Annotated in this window: 18 protein-coding genes; 4 read left to right on the top strand and 14 right to left on the bottom strand. The window is 33.9% G+C overall.

Annotation, left to right across the window (positions count from 1 at the left end):
* Positions 1–145 precede the first annotated feature (145 nt).
* Positions 146–1,186, bottom strand: coding sequence for an agmatine deiminase family protein (locus ACNRYB_RS13595; protein WP_111369672.1), 1,041 nt, complete (start codon positions 1,184–1,186; stop codon positions 146–148).
* A 183-nt stretch (positions 1,187–1,369) separates the two neighbouring features.
* Between ACNRYB_RS13595 and ACNRYB_RS13590 the strand changes: the two genes are divergently transcribed.
* Positions 1,370–2,890 carry a choice-of-anchor I family protein gene (locus ACNRYB_RS13590; protein ID WP_473727559.1) on the top strand — a complete coding sequence of 507 codons (1,521 nt, stop codon included), beginning with the start codon at positions 1,370–1,372 and terminating at the stop codon, positions 2,888–2,890.
* A gap of 201 nt (positions 2,891–3,091) precedes the next feature.
* On the top strand, positions 3,092–4,351 hold the full coding sequence (locus tag ACNRYB_RS13585) for an OmpA family protein (protein ID WP_129746904.1): 1,260 nt from the start codon (positions 3,092–3,094) through the stop codon (positions 4,349–4,351).
* Positions 4,352–4,675: 324 nt separating this feature from the next.
* Here ACNRYB_RS13585 and ACNRYB_RS13580 read toward each other — a convergent pair whose 3' ends face one another.
* The 4 genes from ACNRYB_RS13580 to clpB form a co-directional block, all read right to left on the bottom strand.
* Entirely contained in the window at positions 4,676–5,566 is an 891-nt protein-coding gene (locus ACNRYB_RS13580) for a carbon-nitrogen hydrolase (RefSeq protein WP_343706015.1), read from the bottom strand.
* 155 nt (positions 5,567–5,721) lie between these two features.
* Positions 5,722–6,135, bottom strand: a complete 414-nt coding sequence (locus ACNRYB_RS13575) for a hypothetical protein (protein WP_129746905.1) — start codon at positions 6,133–6,135, stop codon at positions 5,722–5,724.
* A 342-nt stretch (positions 6,136–6,477) separates the two neighbouring features.
* The gene (locus tag ACNRYB_RS13570; RefSeq protein WP_473727558.1) at positions 6,478–7,356 is read right to left on the bottom strand and encodes a DUF808 domain-containing protein; all 879 of its coding nucleotides are present in this window, start codon (positions 7,354–7,356) and stop codon (positions 6,478–6,480) included.
* Between the two features lie 398 nt (positions 7,357–7,754).
* Positions 7,755–10,352 (bottom strand): ATP-dependent chaperone ClpB, encoded by a 2,598-nt coding sequence (gene clpB / locus ACNRYB_RS13565; RefSeq protein WP_129746907.1) that lies wholly within the window; start codon positions 10,350–10,352, stop codon positions 7,755–7,757.
* 206 nt (positions 10,353–10,558) lie between these two features.
* Between clpB and ytxJ the strand changes: the two genes are divergently transcribed.
* The gene (ytxJ, locus tag ACNRYB_RS13560) at positions 10,559–10,948 is read left to right on the top strand and encodes a bacillithiol system redox-active protein YtxJ (RefSeq protein WP_473727557.1); all 390 of its coding nucleotides are present in this window, start codon (positions 10,559–10,561) and stop codon (positions 10,946–10,948) included.
* 151 nt (positions 10,949–11,099) lie between these two features.
* Here the strand turns inward: ytxJ and ACNRYB_RS13555 are convergent, their stop codons facing one another.
* Positions 11,100–12,263 carry a hypothetical protein gene (locus tag ACNRYB_RS13555; protein ID WP_473727556.1) on the bottom strand — a complete coding sequence of 388 codons (1,164 nt, stop codon included), beginning with the start codon at positions 12,261–12,263 and terminating at the stop codon, positions 11,100–11,102.
* The gene (locus ACNRYB_RS13550) at positions 12,260–13,261 is read right to left on the bottom strand and encodes a DUF2157 domain-containing protein (protein ID WP_473727555.1); all 1,002 of its coding nucleotides are present in this window, start codon (positions 13,259–13,261) and stop codon (positions 12,260–12,262) included. Before ACNRYB_RS13550 ends, ACNRYB_RS13555 begins: the two co-directional genes overlap by 4 nt.
* A gap of 262 nt (positions 13,262–13,523) precedes the next feature.
* On the opposite strand from ACNRYB_RS13550, the gene ACNRYB_RS13545 reads away from it, so the two are divergent.
* Positions 13,524–14,840 (top strand): T9SS type A sorting domain-containing protein, encoded by a 1,317-nt coding sequence (locus ACNRYB_RS13545; protein WP_473727554.1) that lies wholly within the window; start codon positions 13,524–13,526, stop codon positions 14,838–14,840.
* An 81-nt stretch (positions 14,841–14,921) separates the two neighbouring features.
* Here ACNRYB_RS13545 and argH read toward each other — a convergent pair whose 3' ends face one another.
* The 7 genes from argH to ACNRYB_RS13510 all read right to left on the bottom strand — a co-directional run bounded on the left by argH (position 14,922) and on the right by ACNRYB_RS13510 (position 22,981).
* Entirely contained in the window at positions 14,922–16,202 is a 1,281-nt protein-coding gene (argH, locus tag ACNRYB_RS13540) for an argininosuccinate lyase (RefSeq protein WP_473727553.1), read from the bottom strand.
* 68 nt (positions 16,203–16,270) lie between these two features.
* A complete protein-coding gene (locus tag ACNRYB_RS13535; protein ID WP_129746913.1) occupies positions 16,271–17,341 on the bottom strand; it encodes a M20 family metallo-hydrolase in 1,071 nt (356 codons plus the stop codon).
* A 290-nt stretch (positions 17,342–17,631) separates the two neighbouring features.
* Positions 17,632–18,408 carry an acetylglutamate kinase gene (gene argB, locus ACNRYB_RS13530; RefSeq protein WP_473727552.1) on the bottom strand — a complete coding sequence of 259 codons (777 nt, stop codon included), beginning with the start codon at positions 18,406–18,408 and terminating at the stop codon, positions 17,632–17,634.
* 96 nt (positions 18,409–18,504) lie between these two features.
* A complete protein-coding gene (locus ACNRYB_RS13525) occupies positions 18,505–19,458 on the bottom strand; it encodes an N-acetylornithine carbamoyltransferase (protein ID WP_129746915.1) in 954 nt (317 codons plus the stop codon).
* 129 nt (positions 19,459–19,587) lie between these two features.
* Positions 19,588–20,349: a glutamate 5-kinase gene (gene proB / locus ACNRYB_RS13520; RefSeq protein WP_473727551.1), complete on the bottom strand. Its 762-nt coding sequence runs from the start codon at positions 20,347–20,349 to the stop codon at positions 19,588–19,590.
* Positions 20,350–20,548: 199 nt separating this feature from the next.
* Positions 20,549–21,742, bottom strand: a complete 1,194-nt coding sequence (locus ACNRYB_RS13515; RefSeq protein WP_473727550.1) for a glutamate-5-semialdehyde dehydrogenase — start codon at positions 21,740–21,742, stop codon at positions 20,549–20,551.
* Between the two features lie 99 nt (positions 21,743–21,841).
* Positions 21,842–22,981, bottom strand: coding sequence for an aspartate aminotransferase family protein (locus ACNRYB_RS13510; protein WP_473727549.1), 1,140 nt, complete (start codon positions 22,979–22,981; stop codon positions 21,842–21,844).
* Positions 22,982–23,021: the final 40 nt, after the last annotated feature.

Raw genomic sequence — 23,021 nt, 5'->3', positions numbered from 1 at the left:
ATCTGTCTGTTAAATATACAACAAAAAAAAAGCTGCCACTTTTGGTGACAGCTTAAATATTATAAGAAAGTCTCTGAATATCTGATCATTTTATCACAGATTAAAAAAATCAAAACGATTATTTTATAATCTATGGTTGCTACTTTTATGCAGGAATCTGCTGACTTAAGCAATGCAAAGTTCCGAATCCCCAAATGAAATCAATACAGCTTATACCGATTACTTCTCTGTCTGGAAAACATTCTGCTAAGATATTTAAAGCAACACGATCATTACTATCGTTGAATGTTGGCACTAAAACACAATTATTCAAAATTAAGAAATTAGCATAACTTGCTGGCAATCTTAAATCTTCAAAATCTACACGTTTTGGCATTGGAAGTGCCACAATCACAGGAGATTTTCCGTTTTCTAATTTTGCGTTTTGCAGACGTTTCAAATTATCCTGCAAAGGTTTGTAATTTGAATCGTTTTTATCTGTTTCTACAATTGTTACAATCGTATCTTCATTGACAAATCGACATAAATCGTCGATATGTCCGTGCGTATCATCTCCTTCTATTCCATCACCTAACCAAATTACATTGGTAACCCCAAGATATTCTTTAAAAACTGCTTCGTAATCTTCTTTGGTAAAGCCAGCGTTACGAACCTGAATTGTTGGATGCATTAAGCATTCTTCAGAAGTCAATAAAGTTCCTTTTCCGTTTACATCAATCGCCCCACCTTCAACAATTACGGGTTTTCCTTTGTACATTACCTGCGTTAGCGGCACATCAATAAAATCGGCCACTTTACCTGGAACAAATTTATCTAATTGATAATTTTTATATTTCGCCCAACCGTTAAAATTGAAATTTAATGCTTCTCTTTTCGAACCATTTTTCACAATAATTGGTCCTGAGTCACGCATCCAGCTTCTGTTGGTTTTATGAATGATATAAGAAACATTTTTAAGATTTACACGAGCTCTTTCAAGCATATCAGCAACTTTTTCTTTTAGTTTTTCGTCGGCTACAACCAAAAAAACAGTTTCAAAAGTGGCTACTTTTTTTATAAATTCTACAAAAGCCCATTGAACTGCTTCGTATTTTCCTGGCCAATCATTACCATTATGCGGAAAGCACAATACAATTCCTTGCTGTTTTTCCCATTCTGCTGGAAATCTTCTATTATTTGTTGACATAAATAGGTTCTAATTTAGAAAGTGCAAAGATAAGCATTCGTTAGGATTATAAAACATCTGACTAAAATTCCTTATGATTTCACAAAATTTATCCTGCAAAATTTAAGTTAAAGATTAAATAATACAGCCTTAATATTTAACAGAGACCTCAGAATTACTTTTGCCAAAACTAAAAACTAACACATGAAAAATTTATCAATCTCATTATTAGCGGCGCTATTCATATTAGCAAGCTGTAACAATGATGAAAACTCGAAAAGCGAACCTGAAGTTGTTGTAAACGAAAACCCAGGGACTTTTAAAGAAATTGGTTCTATTACTATTGGCGGAGAAGCTGCCGCTGAGATTTCTGCTTATTGCGAAAAAACAAAAAGATTATTTACAGTAAACAATAGCGGTGTCAACCAAATTGATGTTATTGATATTACAGATCCTACAAAACCAATGAAAATTGGAAAAATAGATTTAACTGCTTATGAAGGTGCTGCCAACAGTGTTTCTGTTTTTGATGGAAAACTGGCAGTTGCTTTAGAATCTACAGTAAACAAGCAAGGAAACGGAAAAGTAGTTGTTTTTAATACTTCTGACTATAGCTTAATCAAACAAGTTACCGTTGGAGCATTGCCTGATATGATTACTTTTTCTCCAGACGGGAAATATATCATGACAGCAAATGAAGGTGAGCCAAATGCAGATTACTCGCAAGATCCAAACGGAACTGTTTCTATTATTGAAACAAGCTCTTATAATGTAACAACTTTAGATTTTGCTTCATTTGCTGGTCAAGCAGAAGCTTTAAAAAAAGACGGATTCAGAATTTCAAAATTTGCAAAAACTAGTTTTGCTCAAGATATCGAACCAGAATACATTACCATTTCTGACGATTCTAAAACTGCTTGGGTAACCTTACAGGAAAATAATGGCGTTGCAAAAGTTGATTTAACTTCTAAAACGATTACTGTTATTTATCCTTTAGGATTAAAAGACTACAACACAGCTGAAAACGCAATTGATGTAAGCGATAGCGATAGCAAAATTGCCTTTAATCCTTGGAAAGTAAAAGGGCTTTATATGCCAGATGCTATCAGTCATTTTACAGTAAACAATACTCCTTATTTTGTTACTGCAAACGAAGGGGATGCTAGAGAATATACTGCTTATACTGATGTAAAGCGTATGAAAAGCATGACACTAGATGCAACAGCTTTTCCAGATGCAGCTACTTTAAAATTAGACACCAATTTAGGAAGATTAAATCTTGTTACCGATATGGGAGATACTGACGGAGATGGAGATTTGGATCAAATGGTGAGTTTTGGAGGAAGATCTTTTTCAATCTGGAATGGAAACACAGGAAAAATCGTTTTTGACAGTAAAAATGATGTTGATAAAAAGACGAACGAGATTGGCACATATGACGATAAAAGAAGTGACGACAAAGGTTCTGAACCAGAAGCTGTCGTATCTGCAAAAATGGGAAGCCAAAACATTCTATTTGTTGGTTTAGAAAGATCTGATGCTTTTATGGTTTATGATGCTACAAATCCAACTTCACCTCAATATTTACAAACCGTAAAAACAGGTGATGCTCCAGAAGGTATTCTTTTTATTCCGGCTTCAAAAAGCCCTACAAAAAGAAGCTTGTTAGTGGTAAGCAGCGAGGGAGACGGATCTGTTAAAATTTATCAGCCAGATTTAAAATAATAACTCTTTTTAGGATAGCAAAAAGGGCAAAATGTGAATTTTGTCCTTTTTTTATGTCTTCTATTAAACTTATTTTAACGGATTTACACAATTAAAAGCCAAAATATGGGAATTATGTAAGGGCATATACAACACATTCTAAAATTCGACCTCTAATTTTGTTTCAGAGTTTAAAATAAAAACAATTTAATTTTTGATATCATGAAAAAGAAATTAGTATCAGTATCCTTATTATTACTATCATTTGCTGCAGGCGCTCAAAATATGGCTACCACTTCTACCAAACCTAGTGTAGATCAAGAATACAACAAATGGTCGATCGAACTGAATGGCGGGGTTAACAAACCAACCAGAACAATGACTCCAGGTTATACAACAGAATCATTAAACTTTTTCCACGGAGATTTGGGTGTAAGATATATGTTTAGTCCAAAGTTTGGTGTAAAATTGGATGTTGGTTATGACCAATTTAAAGAGAAAAAAAATACTCCAGATTTTGAAAGCCGTTATGTTAGAGCAAGTTTACAAGGAGTTATCAATGTTGGACGCGCTTTAAATTTTGAAACATGGACAAACACAATTGGACTTTTAGCTCATGGTGGTTTTGGAGTTTCTCAAATTAGCACTGAAACTGGATTTGGAGGTCAGGATTACATGGCACACGGAATTGCAGGTTTAACTGGACAAATTAGATTAAGTGACCGAGTAGCTTTAACAGGAGATCTTACCGGAATTGTTAACGGAAGACAAAACTGGAATTTCGACGGAATGGGTAATACAACCACAGGTTCTTTTGATGGCGTTTTATTAAATGCTTCTGTAGGTTTAACGTTCTACTTAGGCAAAAACCAGAAACATGCTGACTGGGTTGGCGAAGAAGATAGAATTAGCGAATTGGAAAAAAGAGTCGACTTAATCGAAACTGGTCTTATAGATTCAGACAAAGATGGAGTTGCTGATTTATACGATTTAGAACCAAATTCTATTGCTGGAGTTGCTGTTAACACAAAAGGACAATCTATTGATACCAATCAAAATGGTGTTCCAGATGAGTTAGAAAGCTACTTAGACAAAACTTACGAGAAAAAAGGAGCTGGAACAGCTACAAACAATACTGTTGAGGAACTAATCAACGGTGGTTATGTAAATGTTTACTTCGACTTCAATTCGTCTAAACCTACAAACGCTTCTTTATCTGGTGTTGATTTCTTGGTGAAATACTTGAAAAATAATCCTGGAAAATCAGCAGATATTATTGGTTATGCTGATGAAATTGGAAATTCAGACTACAACACTGAATTGTCTAGAAAAAGAGCTGAAGCTGTGAAAAAAGTAGCAGTAAATGCTGGAATTGATGCTTCAAGATTGAATGTAATTGCTAATGGAGAAGACACTTCAGTTAACAAAAATTCTAAAGAAGCACGTCAAATTGTGAGACGAGTTACTTTCCAAGTGAAGTAATCTATATATAAAGCTAAAAACAATAAAAGGAGCTATTCAATTGAATGGCTCCTTTTTGTTTATAAAAAAAGAGTTTAAAAGACTAAATTTTGAATACTAATTATAAAGCCTCGAAGAAGTTAAATATTTATAGCAAATGGCAAATGTTTATAATATAAAGCTCCGGCGGAGAGAAATGCTCTTTTGAAACTTATTTATGTCGCTCCTCTGGAACTTTTCTATTTGTCTTATTGAAATGCTATAAATATTTAGCTTCTTCGAAGCTTCCATAAAAAAAGGACAAAATTCACATTTTGTCCTTTTTTTATATTTTAGATAAATTGATTATTTATCGATTGCTCTTTTTGTAATATCTCCAAAAGCATCAATTCTTCTATCTCTGAAGAATGGCCAGTTCTGACGTACATTTTCTTGAAGATCTAAGTCAACCTCAGCAATTAAGATTTCTTCTTTATCGTGTGAAGCCTGAGCTAAAATTTCTCCTTGTGGACCAGCAATAAAAGAAGCCCCCCAGAATTGAATTCCTTCTGTTCCTTCAATGTATTTTTCTAAACCAATTCGGTTTGCAGCTGCAACGAAAACACCATTTGCAACAGCGTGACCTTTCATTACATTCATCCAAGCTCCATATTGATTTTCTCCGTATTGTTCTTTTTCTTTTGGATGCCATCCAATTGCTGTTGGATAAAATAAAACTTCTGCACCTTTAAGCGCTGTAATACGAGCCGCTTCTGGATACCATTGATCCCAACAGATTAAAGTTCCAACAGTTCCTTTTTTAGTTTCAATCGCTTGGAAACCTAAATCACCTGGCGTGAAATAGAATTTTTCATAGAAATGAGGATCATCTGGAATATGCATTTTACGATACAAACCAGCTTCAGTTCCATCAGTATCAATGATATAAGCACTGTTATGGTAGATTCCAGCCATTCTTTTCTCGAAGAAAGGAACAATAATTACTACTCCTAATTCTTTTGCCAATTCGCTGAATGCGATAAATGAAGTGCTGTAAAGTGGTTCTGCTAATGCAAAATTCTCTACGTCTTCACTTTGACAAAAATAATGACTGCTATATAATTCAGGTAATAAGATAACTTCTGCACCTTGACTTGCAGCGTCTCTTACCCAGCTGATACATTTTTTAAGATTATTTTCGGCAACATCATTCAGGTTCAACTGAATAACCGATATTTTATACTTTCTTTTCGCCATGACATAAAATTTAGAGTGCAAAAGTAGTAAATTTTAAAGGAATGCCAAAGTTTAGAATTCTACCTAATTTAATGCAAAAACAAAAACCATTTTACATTGATTCAAATCTCTGTAAAATGGTTTTCAACCTAAAAAAATATCAGCTAAACAAGCTGTTATTCGATCACAACCTTCTGAGTTAAGAATTCAGTTTCTGATTTCTTGAATTTAATTTCGAAAGTTCCTTTTGTAGCAGACTTGAATTTGTAAACAGTCTTTTTCGGTTCTGGTACTTGCTGCGTGCAAACTTGTGAAGGATATTTTGCAATTACTTGTAAACCTTTTACAGATCCAATGGTTACTTCTGAAATCTTATCAAATTCTGCACAAGCATTATCAACTGTATATGTTACATCGTAGCTTAGTTCATCATTAACTTTTCCTGTTGCTGGTCCTTTAATTTCTGTCACTAAAGCTGCTTTTGTAGTTGGAGCTGGCGTTTGATCCTTATCATCGTCGTTACTACATGAAATAAACCAAATTGATAAAAATAATACTACTAAAACTGTTTTTAATCTAAAACTTTTCATATAAAATAATAATTAATTGTTAATTACTATGAAGACATGGCTTAGTTGCAAAGGTTGCTTAGAAGAAATGTTAAAAAATTCAAACCTAGAATTAATCTGTTAAAAATCAATAATTTATATAATAAAAAAATATTTAAAAAATACCGTTATTTCCTATAAAAACAAAAACTTTCTGGAATAGCCCCGATAGAAACGGTATCTTTTTGTTGTGGGGTTCACAACAAAAAATATAGTGGATAGCGGGACTGGACTTTCTTTTAAAAATGATTTTTCTGCTTCTAAAAAACAAAAAAAACACCAGCGTTAACTGATGTTTTCTTTAGTATATTTTTTTTAAGTGAATTAAGCTGTCTTCTTTTGAAAAATCTTTTTGAAGAGATTTACAATTCCTAAAACGATAAAACCAATTATAAGTCCGATTGCAAATTCTTTTACAATTGAAGGAAAGTTTGGCAATAGATGGTGAAAAAATTCAATGTTGTGAACAAATAGTCCACCTGCAACTAAAATCAAGGCAATGGTTCCGATAACAGTTAGCGCTTTGATTACTTTTGGAAGAGCTTGAACCAAAATATTTCCAATGCTTTTTAATAGACTTTTTTCTTTTTTACTGTGTTGGATCATTTTAAATCCTACTTCATCCATACGAACAATAAGTGCTACAATTCCGTAAACTCCAACCGTAGCAATAACTGCAATAATAGAAACAGTAATGATTTGCGATAATAATGGTTTCCCAATCACTGTTCCTAAAGCAATGATTACAATTTCTACAGAAAGAATAAAATCAGTAACAATTGCTGATTTTACTTTGTCTTTTTCTATCACTAAAATTTGTTCCTCAGTAAGTACTTCATCAGTTATTCCTTCAGATTCTTCGTGTGCGTGGGGAACTATAAATTCGTAGATTTTCTCGGCACCTTCATAAGCTAAAAACAATCCTCCCAAAACTAAAATTACCATAATAGCAATCGGAAAAAATGCACTTAACAAAAACGCAATTGGAAGAATAATGATTTTGTTTAATAGCGAACCTTTACTGATTGCCCATAAAACCGGGAGCTCTCTCGATGACGCAAATCCTGAAGCTTTTTCGGCATTTACCGCTAAATCGTCACCCAAAATTCCTGCTGTTTTTTTTGCTGCAACTTTGCTCATTACTGCAACATCATCCATAATTGCTGCGATATCATCTAATAGTGCGAAAAAACCTGAACCCATTTTTTAAATTTATTTTTAGTGATGCGAATCTAGACATTTTGACTTAATCCGCCCAATAATATTGCATCAAAATTTATCTTTTTATTCGTATTTTTCTGTATAGGATTTTTAATTGCATTGCCCTAAAAGAACCCAAAGAATAATAAAAACTATAATAGTTCCGAAACAGCCTCCACCTAACTTTTTAGCGCCATATCCTGCTAATAATCCTCTGAAAATATTGTTCATGACTTTAATTTTTAAATTAATAATTTGCTGATTTTAATAAACTTAAAATTGAATATTTCTTCAAAATTTATTGTTATAAGAATTGAACAAAAAGTTTCAGAATTCACGGCAAAAAAAAGCACCAGCTTTTTAACACTGATGCTTTTTCAAGATTAACTAAACAAAAATAATTATTTAACTGTCTGGTTTCTAAAAACCAATTTGCCGTCGAAAGCATCTAATAAAATGATGCTGTCTGTTGTAATGTTTCCAGCCAAAATTTCTTTTGACAATTGATTTAAAACTTCTCTCTGAACAACACGTTTTACAGGTCTGGCTCCAAATTGAGGATCATATCCTTTGTCTGACAAGTAAGCAATTGCTTCTGGAGTTGCATCCATTGTAATTCCTTGTTGCGCCAGCATTTTGGTAACACCTTTTAATTGCAAGCTTACAATTCTTGAAATATTGTCAGCTGTAAGCGGTGTAAACATTACGATTTCGTCAATACGATTTATAAACTCAGGACGAACGGTTTGTTTTAACAATCCTAAAACTTCGTTTTTAGCTGCTTCTGTTGCTGCTTCAACTCCACCTTTTAAATTTTCAAATTTTTCCTGAATGATCTGACTTCCCATGTTAGAGGTCATAATAATAATCGTGTTTTTGAAATCAGCCAAACGCCCTTTGTTATCTGTCAATCTACCTTCATCAAGAACTTGCAACAAAATATTGAAAGTATCTGGATGCGCTTTTTCGATCTCATCTAACAAAATAACAGAATATGGTTTTCTACGAACTGCTTCTGTCAGCTGACCTCCTTCATCATAACCTACATATCCTGGAGGCGCACCAACCAAACGGCTTACACTGTGACGTTCTTGGTATTCACTCATATCAATACGAGTCATGGCATTTTCATCGTCAAAAAGATATTCGGCCAAAGCTTTTGCCAATTCCGTTTTACCTACTCCAGTTGTTCCTAAGAATAGGAAAGTTCCAACTGGTTTTTTCATATCCTGTAAACCGGCACGGCTTCTTCGAACAGCATCACTCACTGCCTCTATCGCTTCTTCCTGCCCTACCACACGTTTGTGCAATTCATCTTCAAGATGTAGTAGTTTTTCTCTTTCTGTCTGAAGCATTTTCGTTACTGGAATTCCTGTCCATTTTGCGACAACTTCTGCAATATCTTCTCTGGTAACTTCTTCTTTGATTAAAGAATTTCCAGATTGGAATTCTAGCAATTGTTTCTGCAAAGTTTCTTGGCGTTCCTGTGCTTCTTTTATTTTTCCGTAACGGATTTCGGCTACTTTACCGTAATCTCCATCGCGTTCTGCACGTTCTGCTTCGTATTTAAAGTCTTCAATTTCGTGTTTTACAGCCTGAATTCCGTCAACAATATCTTTTTCCTGTTTCCATTTTGCATAGATTTCGTTGCGCTCTTCTTTCAGGTTTGCCAATTCCATACCTAAAATTTTCAGTTTGCTTTCTTCTTTTTCACGTTTTATGGCTTCAATTTCGATTTCCAACTGCATGATTTTACGATCCAAAACATCTAATTCTTCAGGTTTTGAATTGATTTCCATACGCAATTTAGAAGCTGCTTCGTCCATTAAGTCGATCGCTTTATCTGGCAAGAAACGATTCGTAATATATCTTTGTGAAAGTTCAACAGCCGCGATAATCGCTTCGTCTTTAATCTGAACTTTATGATGCGTTTCGTACTTTTCTTTAATTCCACGAAGAATCGAAATCGCGCTTTCTGTATCTGGCTCGTCAATTAAGACTTTTTGGAAACGTCTTTCAAGCGCTTTATCTTTTTCAAAATATTTTTGATATTCATCTAAAGTTGTAGCACCAATTGCTCTCAGCTCTCCACGCGCTAAAGCTGGTTTCAAGATGTTTGCAGCGTCCATTGCGCCTTCACCTCCACCCGCTCCAACAAGCGTATGAATTTCATCAATAAACAAAACGATGTCACCTTCTGCTGCTGTAACTTCTTTTACAACCGATTTTAAACGTTCTTCGAATTCTCCTTTGTATTTCGCTCCGGCAATCAAAGCTCCCATATCTAATGAGAAAACGATTTTTTCTTTTAAGTTTTCAGGAACGTCTCCGTCCACAATTCTGTGCGCTAAACCTTCTGCAATTGCAGTTTTACCAACTCCAGGCTCACCAATAAGCATTGGGTTGTTTTTTGTTCTACGAGTCAGAATCTGCAAAACACGTCGAATTTCTTCGTCACGCCCAATAACTGGATCAAGTTTTCCTGTTCTTGCTAATTCGTTTAAGTTTTTAGCGTATTTATTAAGCGAATTATAGGTTTCTTCTGCTGAAGCCGAAGTTACTCTTTCGCCTTTTCTTAATTCTTCAATAGCAGCTTTCAAACCTTTTCCTGTAACTCCCTGATCTTTCAAAATCTGAGAAACTTTACTTTTTGAGTCAAAAATGGCTAAAATTAAATGTTCGATCGAAACATATTCATCGTTCATTTTTTGTGCGATAATTTCAGCTTCATTCAAAGCTTTATTAGCATCTCTGGAAAGCATAACATCTCCTCCAGAAACTTTTGGAAAACTCTGAATGGTACTGTCTAAAATTTGTAAAAACAAAGGCACATTTACATTTAGTTTTTTCAAGATAAATGGCGCCACGTTTTCATCAACTTCAAAAATAGCTTTGAAAATGTGTTCATTTTCAATTTGCTGCTGGCCATTACGCTGTGCTAACTGTTGAGACAGCTGAATGGCTTCCTGCGATTTAATAGTAAACTTATTTATATTCATATTTTTACGTTTTTGATTGATTTTATTTGTTTAACATTTTATAAGATTAAAGTTACGATTTATTGAGGTACTTTTTTAACCCAAATAATTTAACTTTGCATTGAAATAGACAAATTATATTCCATAGTAAAAAAACAGACAAAACGACAGTTAAAATCATGATTTGCTTATTTTAACACGTCAAAAAGTCATAAAACAAGCCAGATATGAGTTTTTTTAATTCAATCTTCGGAAGTTCAGAGAACTCAGAAGCTCAAAAAAGTAAAGTTAATTGGACAGAATTAACAGATATTCTTCAATTAATGGAAATCGAAGCCATTTCTCAAGAAAGACCAGTTGTAATTTTCAAGCATAGCACAAGATGCAGCATTAGCCGTATGGCTTTAAAACAATTTGAAAGAGAATTTGATCTTGAAGGTGTGGTTGATGCGTATTTTTTAGATTTAATCGCACACAGAGATATTTCAAATGAAATTGCAAGCCGATTTGGCGTTTATCACGAATCTCCACAATTGATTTTAATCAAAAACGGAAAAGCAGTTTACGATGTTTCGCACAGCGATATTGATGCAGAAACTTTAAAAACTAAAGTATAGTTTTTGCCACAGATTAAAAAGATTAGAAGGATTTTTTAGCCACGAATTTCACTAATTTACACAAATCAATTCGTGAAAATTCGTGAAATTCGTGGCGATTTGACAAAGATTAGAAAATCCTTCTAATCTTTTTAATCTATGGCAAAACAATTTAAAAAGTCCCTTCTGATCCGCCACCGCTGAACCCTCCTCCTCCAAATTCCATTGGAGAATCTGTTTTTACTTCTGGTTTCATTCCGAAAGTTGAAGCCACAACTAAAGCTTCAGCATTTAATAAACTATCTGAATGATTGATTCTATCTGGTTTAAAGGTCAAACCGCTTTCTTTTTCTTTTAATTTTTTAATTGAGAAATAAGCAATTGCAAATAAAACTATACCGCCAAGTGTAAGTGCAACCTCAATCGGTAAAACCGAATGATAAAATCGAATGGTATAAATTGAAAATGCAATAGCCAAAAAGCTGAGCCAAAGCATAATTCTGTCTTTTGTTTTTAAAGCTTGAACCAAATAAAGCACTGGCACTATAAAAGTGAAAGCATAAAAGAAAAATGCAAACGGAATATCTGTTCCTGGTTTTACTTCTGCTCCTAAAAGTTCTGCCGAAAGCTCCCTTACAACCAAATAATTACAAGAAAGATAAAATAAAACCAAGCAAAAACTATTTGCCAATAATAGTCCGTTGTAATAATAGCCTTCGCTTAAACGATTCATCATTTTTTTCGTCAAAAAGTAAAAAACTCCTGCAAAAAACATTGCCACAAACGGCAAAATAGCTTTTCCAATATTTCCAAATTCAAACATTCCGAAAAACAAAAATGCAGTTGCGGAAAGGCAGAATACAAGCATTGACAATACATGCAAATACCTCATAAACATAAAAAACGCTCCAGCTGCTACAAAAAAAGCAATTACCATTTCGTAACCTTCCGTTGTTATTCCTATTGCTACTCCTAAACACAAAAACGCATTCAGTATAAAAGCATCGTCTAAACCGTGATTATGATACTCCTGATTTGCAAGCAATTCTACTCCTGCAAAACCAACTACAGCAAAAATATAACAGCAGATTTGAAAAAATGCATTCTCAGCGCTTAGCCCAAATAAAGAAATTGCTCCACAAATTGAACCAAATAGCAGACACCCAAGCAAAAAGAAACCTAATCTAACGAGAATATTGCTCTGGCTTTTTAAAACTGGTAGTTCTTTCTCTATAAATTTCTTCTGCTCTTTACTTATAAAACCTCCTTTAAATAAAGCATCCGCTTCATCAACTAAAACTTCATTATCCAATAATTGTTTGTTGTATACTATCATTCTACGATTTCTTTATGGAAGTTTTTAATTAGTTTAATGAACATTATAATTGAGCCAACAAAGTAAGCTGGCAACAAGAAAATAAGTAATTCCCAAATATCAGAGAAATCAACATTTTCAAAAATTCTGAACAAAACAATGTTTCCGCCGATATAAGCGTAAACAATCATAAATACATATAGAGACATTGCTTTATACTGGTAACTGGCTTTATAAAAATAATACGTTGAGCTAGCTAAAATTATAGCAAAAATTATCCATGTTAAAGTATCATAACCTGTTAGATTACTAATTGTCGCAATACTTACAATATGCAATGCAAAAGTGTGAAAAACCAAACTAAAATGAGTTTTAAGAGAAATTCTTAGGCTGTAAATTGTCCATAAAACCAATAAAATTCCTAACATTATTGCTGAATAGCTTAAACTTTGGCTTGCATACAAATTATTGCTATCATTAAATATGTCTTGTGGCGTAACTGAAAGTCCCACATAAGCCGCCAAACCAGTAATGGCAATAGTTAAAACGCTTCGATTATCAAAATAATATGCGCAAAAGAAACTAACAATGGTTGGTACTAAAGTAGCCAAACCGTAATGCTCTCCAAAGGGTTTATATTGAAATTGGAGATACCCAATGAAAATACAGGTTAGAATATTTCCCGCCAAAACCAGATATTCTAAAACAGGATGTTCAAATGTTGTTTCTGATTTCTGAAAACCTTTGGAATGTTTGAAACAATAAAAAAAGCAAACCGCAATCACAATTAAAAGCAATGATAGAATGGCTATATGACCTATGGTATCAATATTTTCATAAATCAAAATTCCAATTCCTGAAGTAAATAATAATACTGATAAATAAAGGAATAACTTTAATTCTGCATTTAAAGAAAAGACATTTAAATTTCGATAGGTTTTTACTTCTTCAAACTGATTTTCAGTTATTAAACCTTTCTCAAAAAGATGGAGAGCAGACTGATCTTTAAATTTTTCCATTGGTACGTTTTAAACTGTCACATCAAATATATGTATTTAGCATGAATTTTCTGCTTTTACATAACAACCTTTACTGTTTTTTTATAAACATATCTTCAGTTTATTTGAATATTATAAACTTAAAAACAACATTTATAATTTTAAAAATCAAACCTTTAAAACACAAAAAATTGATAAATTAATTTGAAATTATTTTAATTCTTTTACATTTGTGCAATCGATTACATTTGACTATTAAACCACAAAAAACCAACACTTAAAAATGAAAGCAAAACTTATTTTATTAGCATTGTTTCTGCCTTGCTCCTTTCTGTTTGCTCAAAATTATTTCATGAGCACTCCAGAAGGTTTCGGAGCTTCTGCAACTGGCGGTGGAAGTGCAACTCCTGTTACAGTTACCACTCTAGCTGATTTGACTGCAAAACTAAAACTAAGCACTCCGCAAGTTATTCTAGTTTCGGGAACTATAAATTGCACATACACCAGTCTGCAAGTAAATGATAAAACAGTAATTGGCCTTCCTGGTGCGCGTTTGGTTAATCTCGATCAAACAGCCGCTGGTTCAGGAATTTTAAGTTTAAAACCTGGTTCTAATAACATTATCATAAGAAATTTAATTTTTGAAGGTCCGGGCGCATATGATGTTGATGGGCGTGACAATCTTACTTCAGAAGCCACTAATCTCTGGGTAGACCATTGCGAATTTCAAGACGGAATGGACGGCAATTTTGACAATAAAGGTGCTGCTGATAACGTAACGGTTTCTTGGTGCAAATTTACCTATTTGAAAGCTCCAAAAGCTGGAGGTTCTGGCGGAGCCGATGATCATCGCTTTTCTGATTTGGTTGGTTCTTCTAAAACTGACGCACCATCTGATGGCCATTACAGCATTACTTTTAAAAATTGCTATTGGGCTGAAGGCTGTAAAGAAAGAATGCCAAGAGCAAGAAATGCTGAACTTCACATTTTAAACTGCTATTATAACACTTCTGTTTCTGGTTCGCTTGCAATTGGTTTAGGTGGCGGAAGCAACAATACAACTTGCTATGTTGAAGGAACTGATTTTGCTAAAATAGGAACAGCTTTTAAAAATTATATAAGCACTGATGGCGGAACAATCGGAATTGCTTTTACAGATTGTTTGAATGCCCCAACAAATTCTGGAACAACAGTAACAAAACCTTCTTATGCATATAGCGTTCTGCCAATCGGGAATGTTGCGGGATATATTTCAAATGCTTCATGCGGAGCCGGAGCAACGCTTCAGGTTACTGCTCAAGGCGTTCTTTCTACAAGCTGTAACAATTTAGGACTTAATGACAATGCAAATAATTTGGATTTGAAGTATTATCCATCAGTTATAAATCGTCTTTTGAATATTGATTTTTCAAGTTCCGATAATGGTTTAGCTGAAGTAAATTTGTTTTCTTCAAATGGTTCAAAAGTATATTCGCATTCCAAAAACGTTTCTCCTGACGAAAAATTAGAATTAAACGTCGGAAATCTTGCAAAAGGCATTTATGTCTGTAAAGTACAAATAGACAATCGAAGCAAAACATTTAAATTAGTAAAAAACTAATTCTTGTATAAAGCAAAAGGTCATTGAAACAAATCAATGACCTTTCTACATTTTACAGCTTACTTTTCACATTTAACAAAACTAAAAAGCCGCCTTCATTTTATCTTTAATCGCATCTAAGCATAAATTATTGATACTTCCTTCGTGCGTGTGTTTTGTTGCTTTTGGAGATTTATATGTTCCCGATTCCAATTGTTCAGCAACAGCTTTGTACGCATCTCTAAACGGCATTCCAGCCACTACCATTTCGTTTAAAGTATCTACAGTAAACAAATAATCGTATTTCTTATCTTCTAAAATATGATCTTTTACCATGATATCTTTTATAGAAAAGATTGCAATATCCAAACAAGCTTTCAAGTTCTGAATTGCTGGAAATAAACCTTCTTTCAAAAGCTGTAAATCTCTGTGGTATCCGCTTGGAAGATTATTTGTGATTAAAGTGATTTCGTAAGGAAGCGCCTGAATCTTATTGCATTTTCCTCTGATTAATTCGAAAACATCAGGGTTCTTTTTATGAGGCATAATACTCGAACCTGTTGTAAGATGCGCCGGAAGACCAATAAAATCAAAATTCTGGCTCATGTACAAACAAACGTCCATTGCAAATTTTGATAACGTTCCTGCAACACTTGTCATGGCAAAAGCAACAGTTTTCTCAGCTTTCCCGCGGCTCATTTGTGCGGCAACAGCATTGTATTTTAAAGTTTCAAAACCTAATTCTTGTGTTGTAAATGTTCTGTTGATTGGAAAAGAACTTCCGTAACCTGCTGCAGAACCTAACGGATTCTGATCTACAATTTTTGAAGCCGCATTCAACATTGTGATATCGTCAATCAAACTTTCGGCGTAAGCAGAAAACCACATTCCGAAAGATGATGGCATTGCAATTTGCAAATGCGTATATCCTGGCAATAAAACATTTTGATGTTTTTCCGCCGATTCCATCAGCAAGTCAAAAAGCGTTTTAACCTGCTCTTTTATCGCTTTTAACTCGTCTTTTAAATACAAATGAACATCTACTAGAACCTGATCGTTACGAGAACGCGCGGTGTGGATTTTCTTTCCTGCATCGCCTAATTTTACAGTTAGAAGATATTCAATTTTAGAATGTACATCTTCGAAACTATCTTCGATTTCGAAATTACCCACTACGATATCTGCAATGATTTCGTTTAAAGCATCAACTAAAGAGGTTGTTTCTTCCTGCGTCAACAAACCAATCTGCCCAAGCATTTTAGCATGAGCAATTGAGCCTAATGCATCGTATTTTGCTAAAACTAAATCCAGTTCACGGTCGTTTCCAACTGTAAATTGTTCAATTTGTTTATCTGTTGGTATTCCTTTTTCCCAAAGTTTCATAGGTCATTTTATGTTTCGGAAGAAACCTAACAGGTTTTTAAAACCTGTTAGGTTTGACTTCGATATTATTATAATTTAAAGAAACCCGTTAGTATTTTTATATACAGGTCGACTCCTTCTACAATTTCATTTACAAAAATAAATTCGTCTGCTGAATGCGAACGCAATGTTTCTCCTGGCCCAAGTTTCAAAGACTGACAGCTTAAAACCGATTGGTCTGAAAGTGTTGGCGAACCATAAGTTGTTCTTCCTAAAGCAATTCCTGCCTGAACCAAACCGTGCTCGATTGGAATAGACGATGAATTTAAGTGCATTGATCTTGGTGTTACTTCGGCATTTACGTTTGCTTTTACCACTTCCAAAATTTCAGCATTGGTATAACGGTCTGTTACACGAATATCAACTACCAAATCACATTCTGATGGCACAACATTGTGCTGTTTTCCTGCATTGATTTGCGTTACAGTCATTTTTACAGGACCTAAAACATCTGAGATTTTGTCGAATTTATAGTTTTTAAACCATTCCATTACTGGAATCGATTTGTATAATGCATTATCATCGTTTTGGTGTGCGGCGTGGCTTGCAGTTCCTTTTACTTTTACATCTAAAACTAAAAGTCCTTTTTCTGCAACTGCCAATTGCATTAAAGTCGGTTCTCCAACAATTGCACAGTCTAATTCTGGCAAATGCTTTAAAACACTGTTTAAACCATTTTTCCCACTGCTTTCTTCTTCGGCGGAAGCCACAATTACAATATTGTGAGAAAGATTTTGATTTTCATAAAAATGTACAAAAGTTGCCAATAATGAAACCAGGCATCCTCCTGCATCATTACTTCCTAAACCAAATAGTTTTCCGTCTTTTTCAATTGCTTTAAACGGATCGTTGGTATACGCTTGATTTGGGCGAACGGTATCGTGATGTGAATTTAGTAAAAGTGTTGGTTTATTTTCGTCGAAATATTTGTTGAAAGCCCACACATTGTTATTTTCTCTCTTGAATGGAATTTCATTCTGATTGAACCAATTTTCGATTAAAAGAGCTGTCTGATCTTCTTCACTTGAAAATGAAGGGGTTTCGATTAAGCTTTTTAATAAACTAATTGCTTCCTGGGTAAGCGTATCTATATTTTTCATTTTGTTGTGCTCTTGCCGCAAAGGCGCTAAGTCGCTAAGTTTTTTTTTAAGATTTTACTTTCTTAAATCAATAATAGCGACATTTTTAATTTGCGCAAATTTCTTAAATTAATATTTAAAAGTACTGCACTACTCTATTTTTTTGCCACTAATTGCACGAATTTTCACAAATTATTTTTTTGTCACAGATTAAAAATCAAAATAAACTTTTTCATATCTGTTTAAAATTATTTTCTCTTTTTTAAGCAGAAAAAAATTAGTGTCAATTCGTGTAATTCGTGGCTATATCTTTACAACGTAATCGTTGTATGCGGAATATCTGAATTTTGTAGCATTTTGTGATGGCCAATTTTGATTTTCTGCACACCTCTTGATAAACTATTAAAACAGTTATCCAATTTTGGAATCATTCCGGAATGGATTACTTTTTCCTCTTTTAGTTTATTGTATAATGTTTCATTGATTTGGGTTATTACAGATGAATCATCCTCTGAGTCCATTAAAACACCCTTTTTTTCAAAACAATAAGTCAGCGTAACATCAAAAACTTCCGATAAAGCGATTGATAATTCGCTCGCAATAGTATCAGCATTGGTGTTTAATAATTGTCCGTTTTTGTCGTGTGTAATCGCACAAAAAACGGGAACAACTCCAGCTTCTAATAAAGTTGCGAGTAATTTGGTGTTGACTTGTTTTACATCGCCTACAAATCCGTAATCGATTGTTGGGTGATTTCTTTTTATTGACTGAATTAAATTTCCGTCAGCTCCAGAAAAACCAATTGCGTTATTATCTTTTGCCTGCAATTGCGCCACAATATGTTTATTGATTTGTCCTGCATAAATCATCACGACAACATCAAGCATTGGAGCATCTGTAATTCGGCGTCCATCAATCATTTGTGGAACTAATCCAATACTCTGAGCCATTTTTGTAGCCGATTTTCCACCGCCATGAACTAAAACTTTATAGCCTTCAATTTTAGAAAAATCGGTTATAAATTGTTCTAATTCTGCTGGATTGTCGATGATGTTTCCACCTATTTTTATTACGGTAACTTTCTTCATAAGATTCTAAGGTTCTGAGATTCTAAGATACTAAGTTTTTTTCTGCGCAAAGTTTCTTAGCATCTTAGTAGCTTAGAATCTTAGCAACTTCAAAAATTATATTTTCTTAAGAATCTTTTGTAAAACTAATTGTGCTGAATAGGTTCTATTATTTGCCTGCTCGATTACGATTGAATTTTCTCCATCTAAAACTTCGTCGCTTACAATTACGTTACGACGAACTGGAAGACAGTGCATAAATTTTCCGTTGTTGGTTAAAGCCATTTTCTCGGCTGTAACCGTCCAATTTGGATCGCTGTTGGTTACTTTTCCGTAATCGTTGAAATTACTCCAGTTTTTTACGTAAACGAAATCAGCATTTTCGAAAGCTTTATCTTGATCGTACTCGATTGTACAGTCTTTTGTGATTTCTGGACTTAGCTCATAACCTTCTGGGTGCGTGATTACAAAATCCATATCCTTTTGCATTTGCATCATTTCTACGAATGAATTGGCAACTGCTTGAGGCAACGCTTTTGGATGCGGCGCCCAAGAAAGAACCACTTTTGGTTTGTTTTTGTGTCTAGGTTTGAATTCTTCCATTGTAATTGCATCTGCCAACGATTGTAATGGGTGACGAATAGCGCTTTCCATATTTACAATTGGCACTGTAGCATATTTCAAGAATCCTGAAATTACAGTTTCCTGATAATCTTTTTCTTTATCAACCAAACCTGCAAAAGCACGAATGGCAATAATATCACAATATTGCGAAACTACTTCTGCAGCTTCTTTAATATGTTCTGAAGCGCCAGAATTCATAACTGCTCCATCTTCGAACTCCAATGTCCATCCTTCATTGGTAAAGTTCATTACCATAACGTTCATTCCTAAGTTCATTGCCGCTTTTTGAGTACTTAAACGCGTTCTCAAACTCGGATTAAAGAATAACATTCCAAGAGTTTTATTCTTTCCTAAACTCTGATTTTTAAGCGGATTCTTTTTGATTTTAATCGCTTGTTTTACCCATTTTGATAATGAGTTGATGTCTTTTATTGAAATATAGTTCATTTGTTTTTTTGTTTAATCGGTTAATCGTTGATTTGTTTAATTGTTTTGTTGCTTAAACAAATCTAACTTTATCCTTTTGCTTTTTTATGTTCATTTTCTAATCGATTAACCGAATTAACGATTAAACAGTTAAACGATTTTCGTAAAAGGAATCTCATCCTTCAACGCCTTTAAAATAAAATTATCATTCAATCCATTTACAATCCAGGTTTCGATGTTGGCTGCTTTTGAAATTGCAGCCGCTTCTATTTTAGACTGCATCCCTCCTGTTCCATGTGATGATTTTGATTCTCCGATTTCTTTTTCTAGCGTTTTTAAATCATTTACCAATTTAATTGTTTCTGGAACTTCATCATGAATTGATTCTTTCGTGTAAATTCCGTTTGTGTTGGTTGCAATTATCAAAATATCAACATTTAGTAATACCGCAGTTAAAGCCGCTAATTTGTCATTATCTCCAAACCGAATCTCATCTGTGGCAACGGTATCATTTTCATTGATAATCGGAATGTAATTATTTTTGACCAATACATTAATCGTATTTACAATGTTTTTTTTGGTCTGTTCTTTTTCGAAATCAGAATAAGAAAGTAAACACTGCGAAGTATTTAAGCCTAAATCCTTAAAATTTTCATTGTAAATCCGCATTAAATGCGGCTGTCCGATTGAAGCTAAAGCCTGTTTCACAAAAACATCTTTATCTTGATTGTCCAACTTTACAAATTGCTTTGCAGCTGCAATTGCTCCTGAACTTACTATGATAAATTCGTATTCGTCATTTAAAGCTGCAATCTGTACTCCTAGGTCTTCAATCTTTCCCCGCGAAATATGATTGGTTTCTTTGGTTAAAGTATTACTTCCTATTTTTAATAAAATCCGTTTTTTTGCCATGTCTTTTGTTTTTGCCACGAAGGCGCTAAGGCACTAAGTTTTTATGTTTTTTTTTTGCCACGAATTACACAAATTGACGCTAATTTATTCAGCATCTTATTAAAAAATAATTTGTGTGAATTAGTGTAATTCGTTGCAAACCAAATCTTAAATTCTAATTATTAATTATCTAATTGCCTCAATTTTCATATTATCTCAATTACCTAATCTGTCCTTCTCCGTAAACGTACCATTTATTGGTTACTAAATGCTGTAAACCAATTGGACCACGTTGGTGAAGTTTATCAGTACTTATCGCTAATTCTCCACCTAAACCGAATTGTCCGCCGTCTGTAAAACGGGTTGAAGCATTTTGGTAAACTGCTGCGGCATCAATTGATTCCATAAACTGCTGTGCGGTTTCGTCATCTCTGGTAATAATTGCTGCAGAATGTCCTCCGCAGTATTTATTAATCATATCAATGGCGTGATCTTGAGAATCAATGGTTCCAATTACGATTTTATAATCTAAAAACTCTTCGTACCAAATATCTTCATTTTGAAGTGTTTTAGTATTTTCGAAATTTGCTAATGATTTATCTACAATAACTTCCACTTTTGATTCTACTAAAGCTTCGATTAACATTGCTGTAAAACCTTCAAAATTTGGAAGCTTAGAACTGATCAAAACTTTATCTAGTGCATTACAAGCCGAAATTTTAGCTGTTTTAGCATTTAAAATTACTTTTAAAGCCAAATCTGTATCTGCATCTTCATGAACGTAAACAAAATTATTTCCTCGTCCGCTTACGATTACAGGACAAGTGGCATGCGCTTTTACAAATTCAATTAGTTTTTCTCCGCCTCTTGGAACTATTAAATCAACTTTTTGAGTTGGTTTTTCTAAAAAAGCCTGAGTTTCTGTTCTGTTGTAATTCAAATATTCCACCCACTCTTTTGAAACTCCGTTTTCTTCTAAAGCTTTGTGCCAAAGACTTACGATTTTCAAATTTGATTTTAATGATTCTTTTCCACCTTTTAATAAAATCTTATTTCCGGATTTAAAAGCGATTCCGCCCGCTTCGATTGTAACATCTGGACGAGATTCATAAATAATTAAAATCGTTCCGAAAGCGGCTGTTTTATTCACCACTTTTATTCCATTATCATGAGTAAAATGAAAACGCTCGACACCAACGGGATCATCTTGAGATGCTAGTTGATTTAATGATAAAATCATCTCGTCGACTTTTTTATCATCTACTTTTAAGCGTTCTTCCATCGCTAAATCTGAGCCGTCATAATCAGCGAGATCTTCCTGATTGGTTAGGATTATCTCATTCCGCTCCTGCTCAACCAGCTTTGCCATAGTCCGCAAAACCGCATTGCGTGTTTCAATTGATAATGGTTTCATAATTTCAAGTGGGTTGGTTATTTTTTGGTTGTTTCTTTTTATAGAAACTTATTAATACCTAACAGGTTTTGGAAACCTGCTAGGATAATAGTATTATGTTTAGTTTTTTAATTCTTCTAAACTTTCTTTTAAAGCTTTTACAAACGTATCTATATCTGCTTTTTTCACAGTCAAAGGCGGTAAAATTCTTAATAAATTTTTATTGTTTGCACTACCTGTAAAAATGTGTTTTTCAATAATTAATTTCTTTCTTAAAGCTGCTACATCAAAATCAAACTCTACTCCAAGCATTAATCCTTTTCCTTTTACTTGTTTGATTCCTGGAACTTCTTTGATTTTTTCTAAGAAATATTCATAAACTTCATTTACATTCTTTTGTAAATCTAGTTTTTCAATTACATCTAAAACTGCAATTCCGGCTGCACAAGACAAATGGCTTCCGCCGAAAGTTGTTCCTAATAATCCGAAACTTGCTTCGAATTTTGGAGAGATTAAAATCGCTCCAACAGGAAATCCATTCCCCATTCCTTTTGCAACTGAAATGATATCAGCATTGATTCCGTGGTGTTGGAAAGCAAAGAATTTCCCGCTTCTTCCGTATCCAGATTGTACTTCATCTAAAATCAAAACAACATCGTGTTTTTTACATGCTTTTTCTAAAGCCTGAAAAAATTCAGTTGTTCCTTGGTCTAAACCTCCAACTCCTTGAATTCCTTCTATAATTACTGCTGTAACATCTCCTTTAGCTAATTCAGCTTCAACCAATTCGATTTGGTTTAAAGGTAAAAAAGTAACTTCTTGCTGTGCATTAATTGGCGCAACAATCTTTTTATTGTCTGTAACCGCAACCGCTGCAGAAGTTCTTCCGTGGAAAGAATTATCAAAAGCGACAACTCTTGATTTTCCGTTATGGAAAGAAGCTAATTTTAAAGCATTTTCGTTTGCTTCAGCTCCAGAACTGCATAAAAACAATTCGTAATCTTCAAGACCAGAAAGTTTTCCTAATTTCTGTGCCAATTCAACCTGCAAAGGATTCTGAATCGCATTTGAATAAAAACCTAAATGATCGATTTGATTTTTAAGTTTTGCTACATAATCTGGCTGTGTGTGTCCGATAGAAATCACACCGTGTCCGCTGTATAAATCTAAATATTCTACTCCTTTATCGTCAATAATTGTACAATCTACTGCTTTTACTGGAGTTATGTCGTATAATGGGTAAACGTTGAATAAGTTCATCTTTTTTAGTTTTTGGTTGATGGTTGATGGTTGATAGTTT

Source organism: Flavobacterium sp. CR10 (assembly GCF_055814415.1).
The sequence above is the reverse complement of the archived record's forward strand: the minus strand, read 5'-3'. Positions and strand labels throughout refer to the sequence as shown.